Below are 20,747 nucleotides of genomic sequence, written 5' to 3'. Positions count from 1 at the left end.
AATCCCAATATCTTTATAAAAAATCGTCACTATGACCTTATCCGATAAAACCGCCGTGATTTACGGCGCATCCGGCTCCATGGGACAAGCCTTTGCCGAGGCATTCGCCGCCGCGGGCGCCACCGTGTTGCTTACCGGCCGCAACCCCGATGCCCTCGAAGCCGTCGTCGCCGGCATTACTGCAAAAGGAGGAAAAGCCGAAATCGCGATCGTAGATGCCCTCAGCGCTACGTCTATCCAGCGGCACCTGGCGCAGGTTAAGCAGCTGGACATCTCCTTCAACGCCATCGGCTGGAAGGATACACAGGACGTGCCACTTATTGATATGCACCCCGAGGATTTTCTGCGCCCCATTCACATCGCTATAGAAACACAGTTCCTTACCGCCACCGCTGCCGCCCGCACCATGTTGAAACAAGGCTCCGGCGTGATCCTTACCTTGACCGCCACACCAGGCGGTGTTGCGTACCCGCTCACCGGCGGATTCGGCGTCGCCTGTTGTGCCGTGGAAAGCTTCTCAAAGAACCTCGCCTCAGAGCTTGGCCCTGGTGGCGTTCGCGTAGTGAATATCCGTTCCGGCGGCTCCCCGGACACCCGTGTGTTCAGGGAAGCCATCGAACTTGGCGGCGAACAGGGAAAACGTGCCATTCAGCGGCTGGAAGGCGATACCATGTTAAAGCAGTTGCCGATGATGGCCGATATTGCGAATACAGGTGTGTTCCTCGCCTCGGACTTGGCGCGGAAGATTACTGGTGTTACCGTGGATGTGACGGCGGGTACTACTACTGGGCTGAACCACTCGACCGAGATGATGAAGTTTGGGGCGTAGTTACCGGCGTTGGCATGCTGATATCATTTACGCGGGAGTAGCTGTCATGCACATATTTTACGAAGTGGGATTGGAAGCCGGGCTGGCGGCGGGTGCAGAAGTAATCGTGTACATTAAGGGTGGAATTGCGGGCGTAGTAGAAGTTGGGCTCCATATTCAACGTGACACGTACAAATTTTTTCACATCCCTGATTTCCCCCTTGTAATCACAGCCGAGCGTAGTTTGGCAACCCCGTGCGGCGTTAGTAAAAATCCTTGGGATCGTAATCCGGAAAGGTTGTTTACGCAGTATACGGTCGCGCTTATTATGGCCGATGAAAAAGTAATGCTCCTTATTTTGCTTTTCATCCATCGCCTGAAAGGTACCCACGCCGGGGATGCCTGGCGCACTTAAAAAAAGTAGCACCGCTGTCTGGGTGGTGTTTCTTTGCGGAATGCGGCCTCGAATAGCGAATCCCGGTGATTGTCGCCATCCATCTTTGTTTCAGGGCTGAGTACAAGGGCAGTACTGACAGTAGCGCCAAACGAATGAGAGATGCCGGTGATGATCATGTCTTCAGGCAGGGCTTTTACAAACTTCCGGAGTGATAGTGCCGCGTTGTATCCCCTATTCGTGATGAAGTCATAAAGTGTCTTATTGGCTTTAATCAGCTTGTTATCCGTGTTGCAATTCTCTAACGTAAAGTCATGTTTCTTCTGATCGTTCGTTGGCCAGAAAATTCGAAGAAATAAAATGCTGTCCCCTGTTTTCCGGTCAGGCAGATTATTTGCATAATCCCTGAACATGAAATTGCCCTGTACCTGCGCAAGGCTATAGGGTACGTTATACCCGGGAACGAAGTAGACACATTGCTTAAGCTCATGGTCACGCACTTTTTTGTTGGCCGCCGCGATGATTTCCGGCATAAACACATCATTCCATGCCTCCCGGAACTCGAAGCAAACCGTATGTTCAGGCCGTAGGGTGTAAAGGCTTCGTTCCCTTGTGGCGATCTTTTTTAACGCATCGAGTTTACCTTTCAGCTGCGGATAAAACACTTCCAGCGTATCCGGGTAGCGATGCATGATCATCAGGAATGAATAGCGGCGGAATCCCCCGATAATCACATTGTCGTTTAGAAAAATCTCCTTTAACCGGTTGTCATTGAAAAATGACGGATACACACAGCCGATCCCGTCGAACCTGATCTTAAACGTATGTAGCAGGCTGTCTGCTGCAAGCGTTTGATCCAGGTCTGCGCCCTCAAAATCTGACCAATTTTCGTCTAAGGTGCGCTTTTGAGCGTCTGTGTATTTGTTAGCAAAACAATCGCGGCATAATGGCCTGGATTTGCAGCTCCTCGTTTCGCTTTCGGCAAAATATTGCGCAGCCAGTAGTAGTGGGCTGCATAGTCCAAGTAATAACAACAGATAGATACGCATAGAGATGGGGTATTAAAGGTGAAACAATTGCTCCAGAAAGCTATTCATCGCTTTCTCATTCTTCACATATGCAGAGAAAGCATGTACCGCCTGCTTCTTATCCTTGGCAGTAAGACTGAAATCCACGTCGTACAGGTAAGTAGCCGAGGCACTGTTCACCTGCCGCTTCACCTGTGCAAGCTCCGAAGGCCGGCAGCCAAGCGTTGTAGCACCGGCATAGGCAGACAGGTTGACATATTTCCGCAATACCGGGTCGTATTGATTAAACCCGACAATTACTTTTACATTCGTCGTGTCTGAGCCTTTCGGCGTGCGGTCGAAAAATTCGCCGAACGTGTTTTCTCCCGGTATGGCCGGGGCAATGATTCCCAGGCGGTACTGGCCTGTTGGCGTACGGTAATTCATTGTGTCGTTGTACCGGCTGCGGATGCCCGTCATAAAGTCGCCCTCCGCAAACTTTTCCGCATTGAACAACGCGCAGGTGGCTACGCTCGCGCCCAGACTGTGTGTGATCACATAATTCTGCGCTACGCCCGTTGCATTGAGTATGCGCCTTAATTCCACCCCCACATTATTAGACGCAGGTTGCGCATTATCCCAGATTTTCATGGAGTTAAAGGCAGCGAGCGGCGCCCAGCCATTGGCCCAGGTGCAACCGTCCCAGTAGATCTCTACAAACTGGAAGCGTCGGTCAGGATACACCTCCATCATCTTCGCCCGCATTTCTTTGTTTTCTGCATAGGCGCTGCTCTTGTCGGGACGAAGCGGGTGTTTGTTAAATCCATGTATAAGATACACCAGCGTTTTACCCTGGGCTGCACCCCTTATCTCCCTGGCAATCTGCTTGGCCAATGCGTCCTGGATGATCCATTTGTCTTCCTGTCCCGGCACACCGGCTGCCGTTGCTGCCTGTTGCAGGATATTTTCGTCGTTTGCATATAGCAGCTCGAGGCGACTGTCGTTGGTGCGGATCAGCTGGTCACTTAAAGGGATGTTCGGGTAAATGAGACCTTTTCTGTCCATGTAGATGCGGATGACACTATCCTGGTAAGACTGTAAAGTCTGGCGGGCTTCGCCGTATTTGACGTATAGTTTGTTAATACGGGTGCAGCTAAAACAGCACACGAGCAGCATGAGGAAAACGGGAATGCGCATAGAGATTGAGGTTAATACGTTCGTAACAGTGGCTTAAAGATAAGCATTTTAGGTTAGTCACCCCTTTATCTTTGATAAACCTCTGGTGAGGCTGCTGGCAGGGAGCAATGTACGTCCACCGATGGATCTGACTATGCGGTAAATTTCAGCGGCGCTATTTTGTATTCTTAAAATAATTATTAAAATTGGGCCGATGTCTGCTCGCGATGGTTTATAGAGACAGGAGGCGATGTTAAGCGGGATCTTGATGTTCCATAATTTCACGCATAACATTTATTTTTGAGCTTGATAAATTATTCAATCTGTATTTAGAAAGAAAAGATATACTTTGAACCGTTGTAGTAACCACATCTCAGGACCCGAGGCTCGCGATATAAAACCTAAATTAACAGGATATGAATGGATCTTATCAAATATCAAAACGTTTCAAAGAGGTGATCCTGAACGGAACCCTGATCGCCAACACAAACTATAAAGACCAGCTAGCTGGTACAAGCTGGGAGTTGGCCGTGTCCCGCGTGGATACCTTAAACTCCATCGCTATCTTATCCCAACATATTCATTACTATATAAGAGGTGTGAAGGAGGTTTTTAAAGGAGGAACACTCAATATCAGGGATAAAGACAGTTTCGATTTCCCTCCGGTTCAATCACAGCTACAATGGGACACGTTTTTAGCTACCTTTTGGAATGACGCCGCGGAATTTGCCAACCTGATCGAACAGATGCCGGAAGAAAGGCTGAAACAGGTGTTTGTGGATGAGAAATATGGGGATTATGAACAGAATATCAATGTCATGATCGAACATAGCTTTTATCACCTGGGGCAGATAGTACTGTTAAAGAAGCTTCTTTCGCGGCGTGCAAAGTAAAGTCATAGCAATGAATGGAACTGCAATGTACGCTCATTGGGTTCGAACCTATGGGGGACACTTTTTCAAGAATTTCATAGGCGCTATTTTGTATTCCCCAAAATATTAGTAAAATTGTGGTGTCGGAATAATTGTTACCCATATACCGTTAGCCTGACCAGATTTATCCATATAGACCTTAATACATACCCTTTACCATGAAAATAATCACTGTACAAAGTGCGGTTGTCCCCTGTTGTATCATAAGCCTTGTCGCTGACTGATTCACTATCACTCATTCCCATATACACTCGTTCCCTATGATTAGAAAATGCAAACTTATGCTGACGCTGCTGCTTTTAGGCAAGCTGTCGGTCTCCGCTCAAAATACCTTCCCTACCAGTGGTCCTGTGGGCATTGGCACCGCATCACCAACCGAACGACTACACGTGTATGGTGGTAATATCAGGCTCCAGAATCCTGGCCCTTATCCTTATGGAATCAATATCGACGTTAATTTTCCATCCAACTGGGTGAGGGAATTTAGCTTGTCTTACGGTGGCAATAAAAAGTTATTGGCGATGGGCGTTCTGGGTAATGGTGGTGATATGGAGTATGGATTTATCGGTGGCAATACCACCTCCGAATCGCCGTTTGGATCGCCCTGGATGGTGTTTAGGCCAAATGGGAATGTTGGAATAGGAACGATCGAGACCGGTAATTACAAGCTGGCCGTGGAAGGAACAGTTGGAGCCAGGAAATTGAAGGTTACCTCGGTGCCATCGTGGGCCGATTTTGTCTTCGAAAAGGATTATCGGCTTAGGTCTATTCCCGAACTGGAGAGATTTATAAAACATCATGGCCATCTCCCGGATATTCCAACCGGGGAACAAGTGAAGCAGGATGGCATTGATGTGGGGGAAATGGATAAAAAGCTGCTGCAAAAAATTGAAGAGCTCACCTTGTATATCGTGGAACTTAACAAGCGCCTGGAAGCGCTGGAAAAGAAAAAACAAATCATTTATAAAGCAACAGATCAATATGAAACATTCCCTGTTTATCCTCGTGCTGTTTTGGGCCTTGCCAGGCATAGCACAAAACGTTTTTCCTCCGACCGGACCAGTTGGTGTGGGAACAAACGATCCAAAAGCGCAGTTGCATGTAGTTGGCAATAGCCGGAATTACCTTGTAAATAAAATCATTCCCGGCAGTTCCGAAGATTCTCAGGGAATCAATTACCTGGTATTGCATAAGGTATACACCGGTACGCTATTAATGTTAGATCATGCAGTCTCAGGCAAAATTATTGCTTCCCGGGGCGGTTTGACGGGTTGGAACAGGAAATGGACGGTGGAGGTAAATACGAGTAGTGCTTATGATTACACCCGTGGTAACTTGATTTATTACAGCGAGGGTACGTCCTTAGTGACTTTACTCATGAATGGTGAGCGGTACCTGGCGCTGGAAATAGCCAATACATCCAGCCTCTATTATTTTTCATTCACCGGGTATGCCGAAAATGCTGTGCTGTCTTTGGCAACGAACGAGATGGTCTCGGATGTTCAGCCCTTTCAGTCAGCTGATCCACTGGGTTTGAATGTGGGAAGTGATATTTTCACCGGGGCGATTTACATGCCTTTAAAAAAAACGGGGTACGCCGGCAGCTTTGAAGATGTACGAGGCATCTGGATGCAGGGAGCGGATATTGCAAGTGAACTGGCGGTTGGCTATTCAGCTATTGGTGGTGGTGCGTCGGCTATTGGTTTTAGCCGAGGGGGCAGTTGGGATACCAATATTAAGTTCTATACAAATGCAGTGGATAATGTAGGTACACACAAAATGACAGAGCGTATGCGGATCAACAGTGATGGGAGCGTAGGGATTGGCACGGTAAATACAGGTACAAGTAAGTTAGCGGTGGAGGGAACCATCAGCGCCCGGAAGGTCAGGGTTACTTCTGTAAACCCCTGGCCAGACTATGTTTTTGCGAAGCACTACAGGCTCCCATCTATACAGGAGGTGGAGCAATATATATCGGCACACCAGCACTTACCCGACATGCCCTCCGCTGCAGAAGTGACGGAGGAAGGGCTCGACCTCGGCGAAATGAACAGGAAACTCTTGCAAAAGGTGGAGGAGTTAACGCTTTATATCATCGGCCAACACAAAAATAGTCAGCAACAGCAGGCTCAGATCGATGCGTTGAAAGAAGCCGTTGACAAGTTGAAGTCATCCAAACAATAAATCTTCGCATTCTTTATGAAATATATTATCACATTCACTGCGTGTTCACTGGTTTCGCTTACCATCATGGGACAATACATTGATAACGAACCTAACACCGTCCAGGGCGGGGCTCATTTCAACATTGGAGGTTATGGGACTGCGAATCACTTCCGCACGGTACAAGCGGCCAGTAATCACGGTAACGTTCATTTATTGATGATGCAAACGCCCGGCGTTTACAGGTGGGGCCTGGGCACACGTACGGAGGAAGGGGGCGGAGGAAGCGGTAGCAATTTTTCGATGTTTGCTTATGCTGACGATGGAAATTACCTGGCGGAGCGCTTAACGATCAACCGTTCCAATGGTTTTATGGGCATTACGGAGGGTAATCCACAGGCCAGCCTTCATGTGGGCTCGTTCCTGAGCCAGCCTACTGCTATTAAGATCGGTAAACTGCATGATGTCGGCAACATAAACGTTCCACTTGGCGCAGCTTGCGGCGGCTATAATATTGATTTCTATGGCTGGAGAGATATGTATGTTGACCAAGTGGGTGCACGCATCCGGGCAGAACGTATTAATAATTACGCCCCTAACAATGCGCTTATACGGGCGATGGACGTTGCTTTTAGCACTTCGTCAGGGGGAGATATAGCGTCACTCACTGAAAAGATGCGCATTACCTGGGATGGGAAGGTGGGAATTGGAACGTCTAAACCCCAGCATGAATTGTCAGTGAAAGGGACTATTGGCGCAAAAAAGGTTCGCGTAACGCAAGATGGCTGGGCAGATTATGTTTTTGAGGACGGTTATCAACTCAGGTCCATTCCCGAGTTAGAATTTTTTATAAAACAACATAAGCGCTTACCCGATATTCCGGCGGCAAGTGAAGTGGCGACGGACGGTATCGATCTTGGCGAAATGAACAGGAAACTTTTACAGAAGATTGAAGAGTTAACGCTTTACATGATTGAACAGCAAAAGCAGATAGACGGATTGCGGAGAGAAGTTGATACACCTTCCGAAACAGCAACTGAAGGCGTTGACGTTGGCGAAATGAACAAGAGGTTAGTGCAGAAGGTGGAAGAGCTGAGCTTGGACATCATGGAACAGCATAAAAATAGTCAACGGCAACAGGCGCAAATCGACGCACTACTCGATGCGGTGAAGGAACTAAAATCTTCAAAAATTTAGCTTATGTTTTACAGTATGCGTCTATTTGTTCTTGTTATCTGTCTCTTCGCCTGCGCCCGCACGATGGGGCAGGCCACTGGCTCCTTTCACGTGAATGGAAACGCCAATACATTTTACCCTGTCAGTTTTCTCGATGCCGCCTGGTCAATGAATATCCCATCCGAGATGATCTTGGGACGTTCGTCTACCCACCAGGATGCCAGTTGGCATGGCAGCGTCATCGCCAGTTTTAGTTTCCATGTCACGAGTGGTGGAAATGGGTCGCAGTTCATCAATGTCACGCAAGCGCATAACAGCGGTTCTACAGGCATCCCTTTGATTGCAGGCTGGCAGGACGTGACCGCAGATAATGCGTCGCAGCGTATAGTAGTCTGGTTGCGAGGAAATACCACCTATCAATACCGCGCAAATGTATATATCGATCCTGTGGTGTATGATGGGATACAAAACGCCCTGCCATTCGTGGCTGGTAGCTTTAGTCTGAATACGAAGGCCTCAGTAGACCCGCATATTAATCAAAACGGACTTTATAGCCAGTACACCGCGTTTTACACCGGGCCCGGATTAAACTATCTCGGCGGCAACCTGGGTATTGGTACGATATCGCTGAACGGGCACCGGCTTGCCGTCGAGGGGTCAATTGGAGCGCGTAAGATTAAGGTAGACCAGGCCACCTGGGCAGATTATGTGTTTGCCGCCGGGTATAAATTGCGTTCAATCCCTGAAGTGGAGGCGTTTATTAAAACACATCAGCATCTACCGGATATTCCCTCCGGGAATGAAGTTCAAGAAGACGGGTTGGATGTGGGAGAAATGGACAAAATGTTGCTGCAGAAGGTGGAAGAGCTAACACTTTACCTGATCGATCAACATAAAAAGATAGAATCGCTGACGTTAAAGTTGAATGAGCAGGCTGCGGTAGTAGATAGTTTAAATGCGGCAATGCGCTGCATAAAAAAGTAGGGAAAGTGTTTGACTTTCTCTGCTTTTTTTCCTAAAATTGTATAAAGATCGAGATGTTAACCTGTGATGCCCGAAAACGATCTTTGTTAGTGATATGATGTAATCCCTTTTAGTATGAAATGAATTCCCGATGCCGTAACGATGATGTACTTTGTTTCGGCCCATTTACCTGATTTTATTTAATCCCTTATATGAACAAGCAATTTGTTGTGCTATTATGTATAGCGCTTATCACCCTATTTACCTATTTGCCGGCGAAGGCGCAGGTATCCGGCAGCTTCAATGTGAGCGGCGATTACGATAAGTTTTACCCCGTAACATTCCACGATGCCGTCTGGCCGGAGTCAAAGCCGACGGGGCTTACCACAATTCAATGGCTTACAGCAAGCCGCCAGAAAGTGATAACCAAATATTGAATGGATTTAAAGACACTACTCACTATGCGAAAAAAATTATCCCTTTTGCCTGGTTGTTGTTAAGCGTGTGTTGCTTAGCGGGAGAGGCTTTCGGCCAGACCGAAATATTCAAGCAGAATTTCGGCAAGTTTGTACCCGCCTCGCCTACGGCTACTGCCATCGCCACCTACCAGCAGTATCCTATCGATTTTGTGACAGGTGCGCCGCAGATAGATATTCCCCTGTTCGAGGTGAACACGAAAATGGGGAAAATCCCTTTTTCGCTTTCTTATCATATCGGCAGGCTGAAGGGGAGTGAGCTGAATGGACCTATTGGCTTTGGCTGGACGCTCATGCCTAACTTGGGGATCAGTCGCTCGGTAAATGGCCGGTCCGATAACCTTGGGACTGGCTATAATGCAACCAATTCGAATTTTGGTATCCATAACGACTGTTACTACCTTTCGTTGCTGGCAAAAGGGGCGTATGATGAAGAACCCGATGATTTTTATTATAACCTGCTTAGTAAAAGCGGTGGCTTTATGCACAAGCGGGGCGGTGGCTTTGCACCGAATCCCTATGAGGCAGTGAAAATATCGCGGCCTAACGATAATGCTTTTGAGATCATTGATGACGATGGTACGCTGTATAAGTTTGGTCGTTATTCGACCGGCACAACGAATGTGGTAGAGGTAACGGAAGACGAGAATTACAATGCCAGCGAGAAGTATAAGATGACCGCCTGGAAGCTGACGGAGATTATCTCCTATGACAAAACCGACACGGTGCAGTTTGTATATGGAGGCACCGCTAACCGCCGGCAGATCCCGTACTATAATTACCAGTGGCGAATAACGGAGTACCCGAACCGTTTCGACATGCAACCCAAGATTCATAAATCAGAGTTTCGTTTTACGTCCGGCTGTTTTCCGATGAGTGGAATGGCGGGTTGGGCAGCCATGCGTACCTATGGAGGAGCCGCATCCTGGAACAGCAGCAGTGTGAATTGGTTCGATATTTATGATCTCCCGCCTTATGAGTATAATCCTACCGGGTTGTACACGCTGGCGACGCCACTATCGGCCTGTTACGGCGGCAGTACAATGCCAATGAGCTGTGGTTGGTATACCGATACGCAGTGGGATGATCAAACGATTTGCTCCTCACTTGGGGGGGTGTTCCATTGTACAACAATTACCACAGCAAAGGATGTGTCTGTTTACCTTTGCCTTTCCGGTAACACCACCGCCGAAGACGTGGGTTCAGATTACGTCGATGAAGGGCTGATCCAGCTAAGTAAAGTAGACGAGCACCAGCTTACCGATATTTTGTTCCGGGGTGGAAAGGTGTCGCTTACGTACGACGCGTCAAAGGTATCTACCATTACATTGTATACCAAAAATGCGAATAATCAGTATGAGATAATCAAAAGTGCCCGTTTGTTTCGTACGCAAATGCCCGGCCACACCTATCAGCCCTCTGTCGACCCAACGTTCGCTGATAACCGCTTTCTGTTAGACTCCGTTCAGATACGTGATAAGAGTGGCACTCCGCAGGAAGTATACAAGATGGATTATACCCCGGGCGGTACGCACAACCTGGCCGCCAACTTTGTATCTGATTTCTTCGGATTCGCTTCTTCGTACAAGCGGCCGGACATGGTCCCGCAAATGGATTACCCAATACAGAATTATCACTGGCAGTATCATCCGGATGCACCTTATTCTGTTGAGACCAATATTCTTCAGCTGGGTTCCAGGGCCTTCCAGAAATATAATCCGGGTAGTCAGCCTACGAGTTTTGGGGTGCCTTTATTGAAGACGCTTACTTTACCTACCGGCGGCAGCGCCAACTTTCTGTATGAAAAAAATCGTTTCCAGTATTGGGATACCACGATCGTAGAGGGCGGCAATGTCCGGATCAAACAAATCACTTACAAAGACGCGCTGAACCGTGATTCAATAGTGAAGTCATACCGTTATGGCGTAGATGAATGTGGTTATGGGTTGATCCGGTTTTTGCCCGAGCGGTCGGATTTCGTGTACCAGCAAACGGTTAATAGTACTAATCAGTATGATATAGATAATGTGGTCCAAAAGGTAACGACCATCACGTCTAACCCCTTCTCCAGTATGTTGTTCGCAGGAGGTGCGGCGGTCAACTATCCCGAGGTAACGGAATACACCGGTAAGCCTGGCCAAAGCCCGGGCAAAACGGTTTATAAGTACAACGTACAAACGGGCGGTAGCCGTAAACCCAACTCGCCCATACAGGTGAAGGACCGTGATGAATGGAGCCGTAATGGCCTGCAAAGCGTTAGTTTCTATAAATCTCTCAGTCCATCTACTTACCAGCTCATAAAGAAGGTAGAGTATATAAATGGCAACTTCAACAAAGATACATTACGGGCAGGTAGCGCCTATCTGAAATACACATCAACCGTTAACAACAGTGAGTACGATAACTGCCAGGGTAACTACATTCGCGATGTGGTGGATGACATCAGTTACGTGATACAAACCGGCGGTCGCAGGCTTATGCAGGAAAAAGAAACAACCTACGATGGCCTGGGTGATAGTATCATAGTAGCTAAAAATTATACGTACGATCCCGTAACGCTTTTGCGTAACAAAGAGACCGTTACTACCAGCAAAGGAGCGCCGAAGGAACTGAAAATATGGTATCCGTCAGACGCTGCTACACTCACAGGATGGCCGGTAGCACAACAGGGTATGTTAACAGCGCTTACAAACGCCAACAGGCTGAACACAGTAGTTAAAACGGAGGAACTGCTTAGTGGCACTCCGCTCAGCAGTGTCAGCAACCACTTCGGCTGGTTTGGCGGCAGGATATATCCTTCTGAAATGTTTGCCCGTACGCTTTCCAATCCCGATGAAAGCCGCGCAAAAATGCTGAAGTACGACAGGTTCGGCAACGTAGTATCTATCCAGAAAACAAACGATATCGTAACCTCCTATATCTGGGATTACAAAAGTATCTACCCGATAGCGGAAGCCAACAATGCAGACTCCGCCGACATTGCTTACACCAGCTTCGAAACGGAGCAGGGAAATGGCTGGTCTGGTGTAAATACAGGCGGGATTGTGGCCACGCCAGGCATTACGGGAGACCGGTATTATTCCGGCGCCTTCAGTTTAACGAAAACCGGGCTGTCCACGGGTAAAAAATACCAGGTCAGCTATTGGAGCCGTAACGGTGCTTATAATGTAACCGGTTCATTAGCAGGTTCGCCGCGGCAATGGGCGGCGGTAACGATTGGGGGCGTCACCTGGACTTGTTTCGAACACGAGGTTACAGGGGTGACGTCTTCAACATTGAGTGGGTCGGGTATTATTGACGAGGTGAGGATTTGCCCGGTCAATGCGCAGATGAGTACTTATACCTACCGGCCTATGTCAGGTATATCGAGTGTTTCTGATACCAATCATCGTATCATCTACTATGAGTATGATGAACATGGCAGGCTAAAGTTAATCAAAGATCAGCATGGCAATATCCTCAAACTGATGGAATATCAATACCGTGTACCAGCACAGTAAACGTGCGATAATCACCAGTTGTAAACCCTCTAAGCAAAAGCTATGAAATTCATCAATATATTGTTTGTCGTGCTGCTGTGCTGCGCATCAGTAAAGGCACAAAAGCCAGTGGTACAAACAGTCCCTGCTCCTACACGTTCGGCCGGTCAACTGCCAGCCACGCCTTCGGCTTACCCTGCCGGGATCCGCGTGAATTATGTGCGGACGTTTGAACCATCAAAGCCTTACACTGTATCCGCGAGCGTTATAGCCGCGACAGATGTGGCCGATGTAAAACAATCTACCCAGTACCTCGATGGCCTGGGGCGTCCGTTGCAAACCGTTGTTAAGGGTGGGGCACCTGGTAAGAAAGACCTTGTAGCGCCAGTGGTATATGACCCATACGGCCGTGAAGAGTACAAATACCTTCCCTATGCCGCGTCAGGAGGGAACGGCGCTTTTAGAATGAACCCTTTCGCGGGCGTTGATTCTTTTGCGCAGTTACAGTACCCCGGCGAGTCTGTCTTTTTTAGCGAAACACAGTTTGAACCTTCGCCGCTTAATCGCCCCCTGAAGCAAATGGCAGCGGGTAACAGCTGGGCCGGCAGTAATCGCGGTGTTGGACAGCAATACCTCGTTAACACAGCGGCAGACGATGTACGTAGCTGGGACATAGCCCTGGCAGACGACAGTTATCCGTCTAGCACCTCGGCATACGCAACCGGCAGCTTATTTAAACACATAACGACCGATGAAGCGGGAAACAAGGTAGTGGAGTTCCAGGATAAGTCGGGCCTGATCATTTTGAAGAAGGTACAGATAGATGCAACGCCTGCCGATAATCACACAGGCTGGCTAAGCACGTATTATGTGTATGACCAGCTGAACCGTTTGCGCTTTGTGATCCCGCCTAAGGCGGTTGCAGATATGGTGAAAGCGAACAGCTGGAGCCTGGCCGACCCGGTATTCCGTAAACAATTATGTTTTCGCTATGAGTATGACGCCAGAAACCGCATGCGCCTGAAGCAAGTTCCCGGGGCAGATCCCGTTTACCTGGTGTATGATATACGTGATCGCCTGGTGTTTACCCAGGACGGTAACCTAAAGTTCGCCGGCAAGTGGCTGGTTACTTTCTACGACGAACAAAACCGTTCGGTGATGACCGCGCTTTATACCTCCTCCCAAACGGCAGCCGCATTACAACTTGTTATGAATAGCGCGACGGGCTCGCAAACCATCACTTCGCAGGTGAAAGTACCCTCTTCCCTGGCCGTAGACGCGCACGATGGCCGGGCGGTTTACCAGGCCGGCACGGAGATCGTTTTCGGTGATGGCTTTGATACTGGCATCGGGGCGGAGACAGAAACTTTACTGGACCCTAACGCCATCGCCACCACAGAAACCATAGTGGCGTCATTGGCACCAGTACTGCCGTCGGCCCAGTTAGAGCCACTGACCTATACCTATTATGACAACTATGCCTACGCGGGTGCCAAAGCCTCGCAGGCCGTAACGTTGTCGGCCGATGCTGCTGACAATCCCGACGTACAGCCGACTGCTCTGGCTGTGAAGGGAATAATCACCGGGACTAAAGTGAAGCTGCTGGACGGAAGTAACCAATGGCTTGTAACAACTAGCTATTATGACAGCAAGGGCCGCATTAAACAAGTGTTGGCAGACAATGCCGCCAGTGGTACCGAGGTGCTCACGACATTATACGATTTTAGCAACCGGCCATTACGCTCGCAACTTTTTCATCATAACCCGCGCAGTGCCGTGGCCACCAGGGATACCCTGCTTACGATGTATGCTTACGATCATGCCGGCCGCGTAGCCAGCATGCGCAAAAAATTAAACACTGGTCCCCTTGTAGAGATAGCCGCTAATGAGTACGACAATGCAGGTCAGCTTAATAAAAAGACCTTTAAGAAGTCATCCGGGAGCTTTCTGGAGTCGCTGGATTACCATTACAACATCCGTGGATGGTTGACGGGCATCAATAAAGATTACGCGAATGGCAGCGGCACTCACTTTTTTGGCCAGGAATTAAATTACAATTACGGTTTTGAAGCAGTGCAGTACAATGGTAATATCACAGGTACAAAATGGAGAGGAGCAGGGGGAGAACGCCGTGCCTATGGCTTCACCTATGATCGCAGCAACCGTTTGATGAGCGCCGAATTTAATCAGCTGACCGGCGGTGCCTGGAATAAGTCTGCCAATATCAACTACGACATAAAAATGGGTGATGGTCTTCACCACGACTCCGCCTACGACGCCAATGGCAACATCCTCCGGATGCAGCAGTGGGGGTATAGCGGCGGAGCCAGTTCGCAGATAGACGACCTCAGATATACCTATATCGGCGGCGGCAATAAGCTGGCCGGTGTGAAAGATGCATTCAATAACGCTACGTCCACCTTGGGTGATTTCAAAGAGCTCATAACCGGTGGTTTGAATGATTATGCTTACGACAGCAGCGGCAACATGATCGGGGATGGTAATAAGGGAATCTCGGACATCCTCTATAACCATCTGAACCTTCCGGACAAGGTGGCAATGGACGGAAAAGGTGTGATAAAATACGTATACGACGCGGCAGGCGTTAAGCATGCAAAATTGGTACTGGATAGTACCGGCGGTGTAGTGCGTCACCATCGCACCGATTATATTTCCGGTATGGTATACGAGAACGATACCCTTCGCCTGGTGTCCCATGAGGAAGGCCGCATCCGCGCAGATTACACCGGCGGTACCCGTTCTTTTATCTACGATTATTTTGTGAAAGATCACCTGGGCAGCGTCCGGCAGGTGCTGACGGAAGCCACCACCCAGGGACTTTACCTGGCCACTATGGAAACCGCCGCGGCCCCGTTAGAGAATGCATTATTCTCCAATATCGATGCCACACGAAACGCTGCCCCGGTAGGCTACGGCGAGCAAAAGAGCACGTTCGTATCCAGGCTGAATGGCAAAGATCCCGCACGCCGTATCGGGCCATCGCTCGTGTTGAAAGTAATGCCTGGCGACACCATATCACTGGGTGCCAGGGCTTTTTATAAATCAATGGCGCCGAAAGATCCCGGTAAACAAGTAACAGGCCGCGACATGGCCGCCGCATTGTTAAGTGCCTTTGCCGGCGCTCCGGGAAGCACGGGCGAACACGCCGGCGGAACAGGAGCGGAGGGAAGATCACCTTTCAGCGGCCAGTTTTACGATGGTCAATACCAGCGACTGAAAGATAAAGATGCTGAATCCCGAAAGTCACTAACCCGGCCCAAAGCCTACCTGAATTATGTGCTGTTCAACGATCAGTTCAAGCTCGTGGAAGAGAATAGTGGTACCAAACAAGTAAAGGAAACACCCGACGAAGTGCAGGTGCTGGCACACGATAAAATGGTGATAAAGGAAAGTGGATTTTTGTATGTTTACGCCAGTAACGAAGCCCCGCAGGACGTTTATTTCGATGACGTGGTGGTAATGATGGCCAGTGGTCCGGTGTTGGAGGAAACGCATTATTATCCGTTTGGGTTGACGATGAGTGGGATATCGACTAAGGCGCTTGGGCCGTTGGAGAATAGGTATTTGTATAATGGGAAAGAGTTGCAAAGCAAAGAATTTTCGACCGGGGGATTAGGATGGTATGATTACGGGGCAAGGATGATGGACCCACAAATTGGGAGGTGGCACGTGATTGACCCGTTAGCTGAGTTTGCAGAAAGTCTTACGCCGTTTAGATATGGCTATAATAATCCAATTAGCTTTATTGATAATTTAGGCCTTTCCGAAGGTTGGTATGGAGATTCTACTGGAGCTACAGTTTTTAGTCCTACAGTCAATAGTCAGAAAGATTTAACAGATCAGGGTATTAGTGGAACGTACTTAGGGCAAGAAGGATACGGAATTGATGAATCGAGTGGGTATATCAATCATTATAACTCCGATGGAACAATAACTCAGGGTGCAGTGACTTTATCTGGAGTAACAGTTAGTCCGGGCTTAATAGGCGGTTTTCCTGCCGAAATGGTTTTGAAAGCAAGAGGGTATAATTACTATAAAGGAAGTTGGAATGCTTTTCAAGATGGGGTTAGAAGCCAGGAGCGGTCATTTAAGTTTATTAATAATTACTTTGCCCCTGTTGTAACAACTGTGGCCGGCGGGGGGTTACAAGGTATGGGAGCCGCTGGTGTGACCAGAGCGTTAACCGGAACTGTAGTTTGGACTGCAGGTACAAGTAATTCCACAATGATTGCCGCGGCAAATGTTAATGCAAGCATTAAGGCGTTAAATATGACAAATGCAGCTGCGGGAAAATTTTTTGGTTGGGGTAGTGGTGTTAACACTAAAACTGCTGCTGATTTTACGGTGCAATCATTAAAAGATGCGGGTATAACAAAAAGTGCTTTAGAGGCTTTAGCGAAGGCATATTATCAGGTGGCCCAGTATAGCTCCAATAATCCTAGTGCTTATATACGTTATCAGCAATTGAGCGAAATTTTAACTTTATTTAATTAGCAAAAGAATGGAAGGATTAAAAATAACCAATGGCTTTAATAGGAATATTCTCGTTGTTTTTGAGCCTGTAGGAGATATCTTTGCTTTACCACCTGGAGAGATCTTAAGGATTTTACCCTATGAGAAAGACGCAGGGGTAGGTAGTGACTGGGTAAATGTCGAGTATAAGTTTGATGTTGATGGCTCTCCGAGTATTGTTATCTGGGCAGAGACGCATAAATTTTCAGCCTTTTACCAGGGTCAGCAAGTAAACTTTATGTAGATAGCATATAATAAAGCAAAAACCGCCCAGTCTGCGCGGTTTTTGCTTTTATCTGGAATATGCTTTTTTAGTTTTGTTATAAGTGATGGCCATGTCAATGAAGTAATAAATCTTCTCCTTCTCATCCGGCGGTAGGGCCTCAATATCCTCCATTCTTTTAAGCAGCTTTTTATCCAGCACCATGTTAGCTGCTCCTCCCATCAGGTAATCTATTGTTACCTCCAGTTCGTCAGCAATTTTTTTTGCTATCTCAATAGATGGTTTAATCTCACCGCGCTCGTACCTGCCGATGATGGGGGCGGAAGTGCCGACCTTTTTAGCCAGGTCGTCCTGAGATAGTTTAAGCTGCTTACGTTGCAGGGCAATCCGTTCGCCAAAAGTCATAAAAAAGTGCTTTAAATGCCCTGTAAATGCAGGGGTTAACAAATTTAAGTTACTTATTGATGCTATGCAAAACAAATAGGTATTGGTAATTTAAAACCAATCCATTACTTTTGTTACCAACAAGCGATTTCCTTATCCAAATTCACCATTCACTTTAATTTCACTAATTTCACCCCTCACATTGCCGTTTAAAGACATAAACAGCATCAAACACATTATTACATTGTTCAACGAAAAAAAGCATGTCAGCCCGTTCGTCCCCGCTCCACATATCCGCATGCCTACTGCCCATAGCTGCGATCAACAATTCCCAAAGTTTGCGTTTGGCATCTTCAGGAGTTTGATACGAGTCAAGGAGTCCATGATATTCGCTGTCTGGTTTTCATAATTGGCTTCGTGGTTAACAAATGTCGGCATAGTAATATGTTATTTGTATAAACGAATATACTGAATTTCTAACTAATTATGATTTATTTACCATAAAATTATATTCATTTATCTATCAAATTCAACTAAATGATTCAGGAGGATGACTTGCTTATTTTGATACCCTTGGGAGAGAGTATCCGATCTCACCGAAAGCTCAGGAAAGTAACACAAAGGGTAATTGCCGATCGCACGGGTATCGATCAAGGCATCATTAGTAAAATTGAAAGCGGGCAGATAAACCCAACGTTCACGACACTGTATAGACTAGCGGTTGCCCTGGAAGTCAAAGTGGCCGACCTCGTAAACATTGACTTCAAAAAATAATCAGCCAGGCAAGACTACCCGGCCCTAACAACCTAAATAAATCTATACCCGCCAGGATATAGATTCCATGCAATTCAAACCAGGCAAGACAACCCAGTCATCATTTCCCCTAAAGAAAAAAAATTTCTATCGCTTAAGATACGCCCTCACATCCTTTACCACCGGCCCAACCGCCCTCACCGCATCTTTCAGCTGCTCGGGCGTTACGCCCAATTTCTGACACCAGTCGCGTAGTTCCCATGACTGGTTTACATTAATACGAATATCATCCTGTTTACCAGTGTTCTTGAGATTATCTGCCATAAATAAAAGATTGAAAAGGTGAGGTTGATCGTAACAATGTCGGGTTGCGAGCTAAAATGGAGAGGACGAATGTAGCAAACGGCTACAAATCCACCAAATAAAACCAACACGCAACCCACACCCAACCGTCACGCAACCATCCGATTAGAAACCTTACCCGAAACTGTCTCTTTTCTGCCCGAAAGTGTCTCTTGCATCCGGCTTCGGCTGCCGCATATTTGCAAAAAAGAAAAAACCATGATCCAGCATTCTTACAACGCCATATCCACCGGTGCCCGCGGCCAGTTCGGCCGGCAGGTGGTGCTTTACGTACGTTACGGCGCGCTTATTATCGCCAAGGCGCCGCGTAAACGTCCCGGCCGTGGTACGGATGCGCAGGAGCGTACGAAAGCAAATTTCCGCAATGGCGCACAATGGTCCGCGAAGGTGCGTAAATCGGTTATTCTAAACGAAATGTATAAAGCAAAACGCCGTGGTGCCCTCAATGTGCACAACCTGGCGATAGCGGACTTCCTGCAGGCGCCGGTGATCCACGACATTGAGCTGAATGATGCCGGTATCATCATCACGGCAACGGATAATGTGAAAGTAGCAGCGGTGAAAGTCAGCATATACAACTCCAATGGCAAGCTGATAGAAACCGGTGTGGCCACGCAGGACGATGAAAAATCCTGGTGCTACAACCCAGAAAGGCGCGATTTAAGAGGCTGCCGCCTGGTGGTGACGGCGAATGATCTTCCCGGCAACGAAACAGTGCAGGAACTGGCGCTGGAAGGCGAATTCGTTGACTATGCGGCCCCCCATGATTCCAACGAAATTCTTCACCTCAAAAACATATCTTATGACAATGACTGTTTCAAGTTTCATCTCCAGCCACGTGGTGTCTGGTAGGGTATTGTACCGCAATCCCGAATGTGGCTTACAGGTACTCGACTTCAGCCAACGTGGGCAGGAAGTGATCGAAAGAAAAGGCAAACGCTGGCTCAACAGGCGCTATCTCACAGCTGCCGCTTACGCTAAACAGGTATTCAGGCCGGAATTAAAGGAGCTGAAGGCGTTGTACGACCTGGCGGTGCGCCCTGGTTCCAATACGTACGACCGCATTGTATCCGACTACAATGTACCGCCTGATGTATTAAGCGTAGATGGCGACTACACCGGTGTGCCGGGTGAGCACCTGTTGCTCGATGTACAGGACGATTTTATCGTGCGGTTCGTCCAGGTAAGTATCTACAATGCCAAGGACAAGCTGGTCGAAAAAGGGGAGGCGCTGCTGCAGGACGATTCCCGTTTTTTCATCTACACGACTAAACGTCGCAACACGGCATTCCTGGGCTCCCGCGTAGAAGTGCTGGCGGCCGACATGACGCATAACTATACATTGGCCACTTTTAAAATCGGACTGATATGAATAACCCTCTACGTAACCACAGCACCAAATGTGTATACCGCGGCCGGGAAGGCAAAATGCTGGTATGCGAACTGCCGCTCGAATGTGTGCTCCCGGTAATCGATTACAAGGGCAAGGTAACACGCACCTTGGCGAAGGCGGTGGCGTATGCGAAAAATGTGATCGCCAACTTCAATTTCAAGTCCATTTATAGTTCGCTGTGCCGGGGGCGGCGTAGCCCTTATGCCCGCGCGATCTCCGATTTCTTCAACGTACCCGTCATTCGCAAGGCCAGGCTGAAGCGGTACAGGGGAGAGGTGGGCGATCGGATTGGCATGCTGGTGGAAGATGATACGATGGTAACCGCGGTGAGTGTTTGTATCTATAACGCAAAGGGCGAATTAATTGAAGGTGGACCGGCCATCATAGAAGGAGAGAGCCCGATATGGGTATATACGGCCACGGAAAGGAACCCCGGGGCCAGAGGCGGACGCATAGAAGTGACAGCCGCCGATATGCCCGGCAACATCACCGTCAGGGAATTTGTAGTGTAACAGCTGTTTGAG

General features: G+C 48.1%; 17 protein-coding genes. 13 read left to right on the top strand and 4 right to left on the bottom strand.

The annotated features are described in order from the left end of the window. The first annotated feature begins 31 nt into the window (after positions 1-31). Together MKQ68_RS10460 and MKQ68_RS10455 are read left to right on the top strand one after the other, a co-directional pair. On the top strand, positions 32-829 hold the full coding sequence (locus tag MKQ68_RS10460; protein ID WP_264283244.1) for an SDR family NAD(P)-dependent oxidoreductase: 798 nt from the start codon (positions 32-34) through the stop codon (positions 827-829). A gap of 46 nt (positions 830-875) precedes the next feature. After that, the gene (locus tag MKQ68_RS10455; RefSeq protein ID WP_244838903.1) at positions 876-1,223 is read left to right on the top strand and encodes a hypothetical protein; all 348 of its coding nucleotides are present in this window, start codon (positions 876-878) and stop codon (positions 1,221-1,223) included. Here the strand turns inward: MKQ68_RS10455 and MKQ68_RS10450 are convergent. Next, positions 1,220-2,251 (bottom strand): hypothetical protein, encoded by a 1,032-nt coding sequence (locus MKQ68_RS10450; RefSeq protein ID WP_264283243.1) that lies wholly within the window; start codon positions 2,249-2,251, stop codon positions 1,220-1,222. The genes MKQ68_RS10455 and MKQ68_RS10450 overlap by 4 nt on opposite strands. A gap of 12 nt (positions 2,252-2,263) precedes the next feature. Continuing rightward, complete coding sequence (locus MKQ68_RS10445) at positions 2,264-3,406, bottom strand: alpha/beta hydrolase family protein (protein ID WP_264283242.1); 1,143 nt, start codon at positions 3,404-3,406, stop codon at positions 2,264-2,266. A gap of 395 nt (positions 3,407-3,801) precedes the next feature. On the opposite strand from MKQ68_RS10445, the gene MKQ68_RS10440 reads away from it, so the two are divergent. The 7 genes from MKQ68_RS10440 (at position 3,802) to MKQ68_RS10410 (ending at position 17,351) form a co-directional block, all read left to right on the top strand. Next, positions 3,802-4,278 (top strand): DUF1572 family protein, encoded by a 477-nt coding sequence (locus tag MKQ68_RS10440; RefSeq protein WP_244838910.1) that lies wholly within the window; start codon positions 3,802-3,804, stop codon positions 4,276-4,278. A 1,020-nt stretch (positions 4,279-5,298) separates the two neighbouring features. Next, complete coding sequence (locus MKQ68_RS10435) at positions 5,299-6,501, top strand: hypothetical protein (protein ID WP_264283241.1); 1,203 nt, start codon at positions 5,299-5,301, stop codon at positions 6,499-6,501. 15 nt (positions 6,502-6,516) lie between these two features. Then, positions 6,517-7,677 (top strand): hypothetical protein, encoded by a 1,161-nt coding sequence (locus tag MKQ68_RS10430; RefSeq protein ID WP_264283240.1) that lies wholly within the window; start codon positions 6,517-6,519, stop codon positions 7,675-7,677. 3 nt (positions 7,678-7,680) lie between these two features. Further along, positions 7,681-8,640 carry a hypothetical protein gene (locus MKQ68_RS10425; protein ID WP_264283239.1) on the top strand — a complete coding sequence of 320 codons (960 nt, stop codon included), beginning with the start codon at positions 7,681-7,683 and terminating at the stop codon, positions 8,638-8,640. A gap of 373 nt (positions 8,641-9,013) precedes the next feature. Further along, entirely contained in the window at positions 9,014-12,595 is a 3,582-nt protein-coding gene (locus MKQ68_RS10420) for a hypothetical protein (RefSeq protein ID WP_264283238.1), read from the top strand. A 42-nt stretch (positions 12,596-12,637) separates the two neighbouring features. Further along, on the top strand, positions 12,638-17,089 hold the full coding sequence (locus MKQ68_RS10415) for a DUF6443 domain-containing protein (RefSeq protein ID WP_264283237.1): 4,452 nt from the start codon (positions 12,638-12,640) through the stop codon (positions 17,087-17,089). 7 nt (positions 17,090-17,096) lie between these two features. Further along, entirely contained in the window at positions 17,097-17,351 is a 255-nt protein-coding gene (locus MKQ68_RS10410) for a hypothetical protein (protein ID WP_264283236.1), read from the top strand. 48 nt (positions 17,352-17,399) lie between these two features. On the opposite strand, the gene MKQ68_RS10405 is transcribed toward MKQ68_RS10410, so the two are convergent. Beyond that, positions 17,400-17,735 (bottom strand): helix-turn-helix domain-containing protein, encoded by a 336-nt coding sequence (locus MKQ68_RS10405; RefSeq protein WP_264283235.1) that lies wholly within the window; start codon positions 17,733-17,735, stop codon positions 17,400-17,402. A gap of 516 nt (positions 17,736-18,251) precedes the next feature. Between MKQ68_RS10405 and MKQ68_RS25890 the strand changes: the two genes are divergently transcribed. Further along, positions 18,252-18,488, top strand: coding sequence for a helix-turn-helix domain-containing protein (locus MKQ68_RS25890; protein ID WP_432803736.1), 237 nt, complete (start codon positions 18,252-18,254; stop codon positions 18,486-18,488). A gap of 126 nt (positions 18,489-18,614) precedes the next feature. Here the strand turns inward: MKQ68_RS25890 and MKQ68_RS10400 are convergent, their stop codons facing one another. Beyond that, positions 18,615-18,791: a DUF3606 domain-containing protein gene (locus tag MKQ68_RS10400; RefSeq protein WP_244838942.1), complete on the bottom strand. Its 177-nt coding sequence runs from the start codon at positions 18,789-18,791 to the stop codon at positions 18,615-18,617. Between the two features lie 237 nt (positions 18,792-19,028). On the opposite strand from MKQ68_RS10400, the gene MKQ68_RS10395 reads away from it, so the two are divergent. Genes MKQ68_RS10395 through MKQ68_RS10385 form a run of 3 tightly spaced genes read left to right on the top strand, consistent with a single transcriptional unit; the run spans position 19,029 to position 20,735 of the window. Then, the gene (locus tag MKQ68_RS10395) at positions 19,029-19,682 is read left to right on the top strand and encodes a hypothetical protein (RefSeq protein ID WP_264283234.1); all 654 of its coding nucleotides are present in this window, start codon (positions 19,029-19,031) and stop codon (positions 19,680-19,682) included. Next, a complete protein-coding gene (locus tag MKQ68_RS10390; protein ID WP_264283233.1) occupies positions 19,639-20,202 on the top strand; it encodes a hypothetical protein in 564 nt (187 codons plus the stop codon). The genes MKQ68_RS10395 and MKQ68_RS10390 overlap by 44 nt, the downstream gene beginning before the upstream one ends. Further along, positions 20,199-20,735, top strand: coding sequence for a hypothetical protein (locus MKQ68_RS10385; RefSeq protein ID WP_264283232.1), 537 nt, complete (start codon positions 20,199-20,201; stop codon positions 20,733-20,735). The genes MKQ68_RS10390 and MKQ68_RS10385 overlap by 4 nt, the downstream gene beginning before the upstream one ends. Positions 20,736-20,747: the final 12 nt, after the last annotated feature.

This window comes from Chitinophaga horti, from assembly GCF_022867795.2.
GTDB lineage: Bacteria > Bacteroidota > Bacteroidia > Chitinophagales > Chitinophagaceae > Chitinophaga > Chitinophaga horti.
The sequence above is the reverse complement of the archived record's forward strand: the minus strand, read 5'-3'. Positions and strand labels throughout refer to the sequence as shown.